Origin of the sequence: Pseudoalteromonas shioyasakiensis (assembly GCF_022398475.1) — a bacterium.
Classification (GTDB): domain Bacteria; phylum Pseudomonadota; class Gammaproteobacteria; order Enterobacterales; family Alteromonadaceae; genus Pseudoalteromonas.
On record NZ_JAKEVM010000204.1, the window covers coordinates 1 to 5,189 of the forward strand.

Below are 5,189 nucleotides of genomic sequence, written 5' to 3' on the forward strand. Positions count from 1 at the left end.
ATATTAAATATTAGTTATATCAATAACTTGATTATTTCGTTGTAAATTTTTTGCACAAATTAACCAAAAAGATGTAGCACAAATGTAATTTAGAGTGTATGGTTTGTTACTAGATGACAGCGTTGTCATCATCACTGGGCAGAAGTGATATAAAAAACCAACAAAATGATTCAAGGGGAATCCTGTGTTAGCTAAAAATTTTAAGAAAAGCTTATTAGCAGTTAATATCGGCCTCGTAATGAGTGCTGGGTTCACTGGCGCTGCATACGCAGCAGATGAAACTAAAGTTCAAGAAGATGTTGAAGTAATTGAAGTTCGCGGTATTCGCCGTTCACTTGAAGCTTCAATGAATACTAAGCGCTTTGCTGACAGCGTTGTCGATGCTGTTTCTGCAGAAGACATCGGTAAGTTTCCTGATGGTGATGTAGGTGAAGCACTTGGTCGTATTTCAGGTGTTGCTGTTAACCGTCAATTCGGTCAAGGTCAGCAAGTGTCTATTCGTGGTGCTTCAAGCCAATTAACACGCACACTTTTAAACGGTCAAACTGTTGCATCAACAGGTTGGTATGACCAACAATCAATCGACCGTAGCTTCAACTACACGCTTTTACCACCTGAATTAGTTGGTGAAATCCAAGTTTATAAATCTTCTCAAGCTGACGTTGTAGAAGGTGGTGTTGGTGGTACTGTTATTGTTAACACTCGTAAGCCACTTGATCTTGACGCTGGTACAACTTTCTTAAGTGCAAAAGCCGACTACGGCACAATCTCTGAAGAAACAGACCCTCAAGTTTCTGGTTTATTTAGCTGGAAAAATGACGAAGAAACATTCGGTCTACTAGGTTCAGTATCTTGGGCTGAAACAAACTACCAACGTAACGGTATCGAATCACTGATCGGTTGGGGTGATATTGTTCCTACTACGTTCCAACAAGAGCGTGAACGTACAGCATTAAATGCAACTTTCCAGTATCGTCCTACAGAAAACCTAGAGCTAGGTTTAAACATCATGAGCCTTGAGTTAGATGCAAACAATGCAAATACCTCAAACTTTGTAATGTTCCCTGACGACAAAGAAGCAGCTTGTGAGCAAACAAATGCATCAGGTACATGTACTTTCTACCGTCGTACTGGTGAAGGTGTAAATCCAGGTTGGACTCAAACTTGGGCACGTATCGCAAGCATGTCATCTGATACTGCTGATTTCAGCCTTAAATACGAAGCTGACTACTTCACATTAAAAGGTCGTTTCGGTACAACTGAATCAGAAGGTGGTACAGACCTAACAGCAAACTACGGTAACTTCATCGGTGTTCCATCTGATTACGCTGGTACTTATGATGCTACTGGTGATGTAATCAAAATTGATATCAATAACAAATACTTTGAAGCATCAGATTTTGCGGGTCCATTATCTCCAGCTGGTTGGGCACTTAAAAAGCAGCCTAACACAGATGAAGAAACTTACGCACAGTTAGACCTTTCATTCCCTGTTGATTTTGGTGCTATCACAGCAATCAAAACAGGTTTCCGTTGGGCTGACCATGAAGTAAAACAAGAGACTTACTCAACTACTTTAGTTGATACATTACCAAGTGGTGATGGTGAGACTTACTACTCAGGTACAATGTCATCAGGTGCAGGTTTCACTTTACCTGAGCCAGATTTTGACAAAATGGTATCTGATGCACGTGCTGCAATTGCAAGCTTCGATAATGATTCAGCTGTATACCGCTCAGGTTACGGTACAATCGAAGAAGAAAACTTCGCAGTTTACGCAATGGCAGAGTTCTCTGCAGAATCTATCCGCGGTAACTTCGGTTTACGTTATATCTCTACAGATGCAGAATCAGATTACTACGGTTTTGCAAATGGTGAGTACGAAAGTTCACTAAGCACAGATAAAGCGAGCTACAACGACGTATTACCTAGCATCAATATCGCATTCGATTTAGCTGAAGATGTAATTTTACGTACCTCTGCTGCACAAGTTATTGCACGTCCTAACTACACAGATATGTTCTCTGCATCATCTTTTGCAGGTTACGCTGATGGTACAGCAAATAACGAAGTACTAACTAAAGGTAACGTAGGCCTTAACCCATTCAAAGCAACTCAAGCTGATTTAGGTATCGAGTGGTACTTTGATGGTGACGGTATGGTAAGTGCAACTTACTTCTTCAAAGACATCACATCATTTGTTACTTCAAGCCAAATCTTGAATCAACAAATCGGTGTTGTAGACCCAGATACTCAAGGTGATAACTGGACGCTATCTACTAAGCTTAATGCAAGTGGTGGCCAAATCGAAGGTATCGAGCTACAAATTCAAGATGGCTTTGACAGTGGCTTTGGTTACTCAGCAAACTATACATTCGTAGATGCACCATCAGAAGCTGAAAACTACCCAGATATGATCCCATTATTCTCAGATTCGTCTAAGCATACTGTGAACTTAGTGGGTTACTATGAAACAGATACTTACTCAGCACGTTTAGCTTATAACTGGCGTTCAGAGTACATGATCCGTGAGCTACCTGGTTTCTACGGTAACCGTGAGCATCAATCATACGGTACACTTGATTTCAGTGCTAACTACAGCGTAACTGATAACATTGACGTAACGTTTGAAGCTGTTAACTTAACTGAAGAAGACAGCGTACAAATCGGTGTTGCTCCTTCTGATGCGGAAGTAGTTCCTGAGCTTCGTAACGGCTACCCAGCATGGAGCTTTGAAGGTGAAGCACGCTACAAGCTAGGTGTATCACTACGTTTCTAATTTGATTTAGATAACGAAATTAAGAAAGCCCAGCTCGCACTGGGCTTTTTTGTGAGTAAAAAGTGGGCGAGTAAAAATGATAAAAAAAATCGCAATTGTTGGTGGCGGAACAGCAGGTTGGTTAGCCGCTAACCATTTGGGTCATGCGCTTTTGCAAAGTGGCATTGAGATCACGTTAATCGAGTCTCCTAATATTGCCAGCATAGGTGTCGGTGAAGGTACTGTTCCTTCGATGCGCAACTCTTTGCAAAAATTTGGTATCAGTGAAAGTGACTTTATCAATGAATGTGATGTTACTTTTAAGCAGTCAATCAAGTTTGTAAATTGGCTAGATAAACACAAACATGGTGCTAACTTTTACCATCATTTATTTGATCACCCACATATATTCGGTGAGGAGTTAACGCAGCAGTGGCTTGCTGAGGGTAACGGTAATGATTACGCAGACTTTGTTTCTAAGCAACATGCGTGTTGTGAAAATAACCTAGCACCGAAAACAATTGCGACACCTCAATATGCAGGTATCAATGGCTATGCCTATCATTTTGATGCTAAAAAGTTTGCTGCTTTCTTAGGAAGCCATGCCACGCAACATTTTGCTGTAAAACACCTGTTTGCAGAAATTAAAGATGTCAGCTGTGATGAGCAAGGTTTTATTACACACCTAATCGACTCAGAAGGTAACGCCTTAGAATTTGACTTTATTATTGATTGCTCCGGTTTTTCGGCTGCCTTTATTGGGCAAAAACTAGGGGTGGGCTTTGTTGATAAGTCAGATAGTTTATTAACTGATACTGCAATCACATTGCAAGTACCGACACAAAGCGATGATGAAATACCGCCTTACACTATTGCTACGGCACACCAAGCTGGTTGGATCTGGGATATTGCGCTCACAGAGCGAAGAGGAGTGGGGTTTGTTTATTCATCTAAGTATATGAGCGATGAGCAAGCACACGCTAAATTGCATCATTATTTAGGTAATAAATTTGAGCACTTAACGCCAAGAAAGATCCCGATGAAAGTAGGGCATAGAGAAAAAATGTGGCACAAAAACTGTGTCGCTATAGGCTTGTCACAAGGGTTTGTTGAGCCACTTGAAGCAACTGCCATCTTAATTGCAGACTTTTCTGCGGGGTTATTAGCAAAGCGTTTTCCGCGTACCCGAGATGACATTAACTTAGTTGCTGGTGATTACAATCAGCAGGTGAATTATGTATGGCAACAAACGTTCGATTTTATAAAAATGCATTACTGTATTTCGGATAGAACTGATTCAGCCTTTTGGCGTGATAACAAAAAAGCCGACCAGTTATCAGAAAAACTAAAAAATAACCTAGCACGCTGGCAGCGCTTTACACCAGTACGCGAAGACTTTGCCAGTAAGTTCGATTTATTCGACTTAGAAAACTACTTATATGTATTGTTTGGTATGCATTATGTACCCACTAAGCAGCAATATAAGCAGAGCGACAATCAACAAGTTGCTAAATTTAAACAGCAGCGCGTCAAGCAGTTATTAAATGAGCTACCTAAGCACAAAGAGCTGTTAAATAAAATAAAGAAATTTGGCTTACAGAAAAACTAACTTTATTAACTGAGCTGGCTAAAAAGGTATTAGTCAGCTTAGCTAATTCTAAAAAATGAAGAGATAGATAAACGACTGTTGCTTAGATCATTGCTGTACTTTTTGTGATTAAAAAGAGCTGCGCTGTGCAATAGGTTACTCTTATAAATTACGAGCCTATTTACCTTGGCTTCAATATCCACCACTTTTTCAAAAAGCGCTGTTGTTTCATTTAAATAGCCTTGATGAGTTGCGCTGTATTTTTCAGTATCAGCAATCATGTTATGCACGCTATTTTGGTTATCAGCTGTCACTTTAATAATATTCTCAGGCAGGTATTTGTATATGCCTGTGCCGCCCCACTCTTTAGGAGACAAATAATGCACTGCTGCAAATGTTTTATCATCCGTTGAATCAATATGTGGCATACGCTGCAAGGTATTTAATTCATTCGCATTTTGAGTAACTAATGAAAGCTTACAGCGGTGAAGATATAAATTATTTTCACCGCTTGTAATGATTTCTTGCTCTAAAAGTTCGTTAAGTAGCTGCTCACAAGCTCGGTAGTAAGGCGCAGGCATTTCATCTCGTTTTCCTGGGTAGAGTGTGCCATCGCTGCCTAAAGGCTGGAAATATGCCGTCTGTGTAGCAAATTGATAAACTGGCGCAAGGCTGTGTAAAAAGTCATCAACAATAATGACAGTCTCATTAATTTCAGCAATGAAAACGCTGCTTACTTTATAGTCTTTATTTAATTGATAGCTTTCCATTGTTTGCCTCAGTCTCTCCATAATTGTTGAATATACTAACAAAAATAGTGGCTTATGCGTGATAATATTTACT

The 5,189-nt window shown here is 40.0% G+C and carries 3 protein-coding genes; 2 read left to right on the top strand and 1 reads right to left on the bottom strand.

From position 1 onward, the window contains the following. Positions 1-238 precede the first annotated feature (238 nt). Both L1D51_RS20325 and L1D51_RS20330 read left to right on the top strand, forming a co-directional pair. Positions 239-2,779 (top strand): TonB-dependent receptor, encoded by a 2,541-nt coding sequence (locus L1D51_RS20325; protein WP_054563663.1) that lies wholly within the window; start codon positions 239-241, stop codon positions 2,777-2,779. Between the two features lie 76 nt (positions 2,780-2,855). Beyond that, positions 2,856-4,367, top strand: coding sequence for a tryptophan halogenase family protein (locus tag L1D51_RS20330; RefSeq protein WP_054563612.1), 1,512 nt, complete (start codon positions 2,856-2,858; stop codon positions 4,365-4,367). A 38-nt stretch (positions 4,368-4,405) separates the two neighbouring features. On the opposite strand, the gene L1D51_RS20335 is transcribed toward L1D51_RS20330, so the two are convergent. Continuing rightward, a partial coding sequence (locus L1D51_RS20335; RefSeq protein ID WP_239964671.1) for a DUF6445 family protein occupies positions 4,406-5,189 on the bottom strand: 784 nt, incomplete at its 5' end.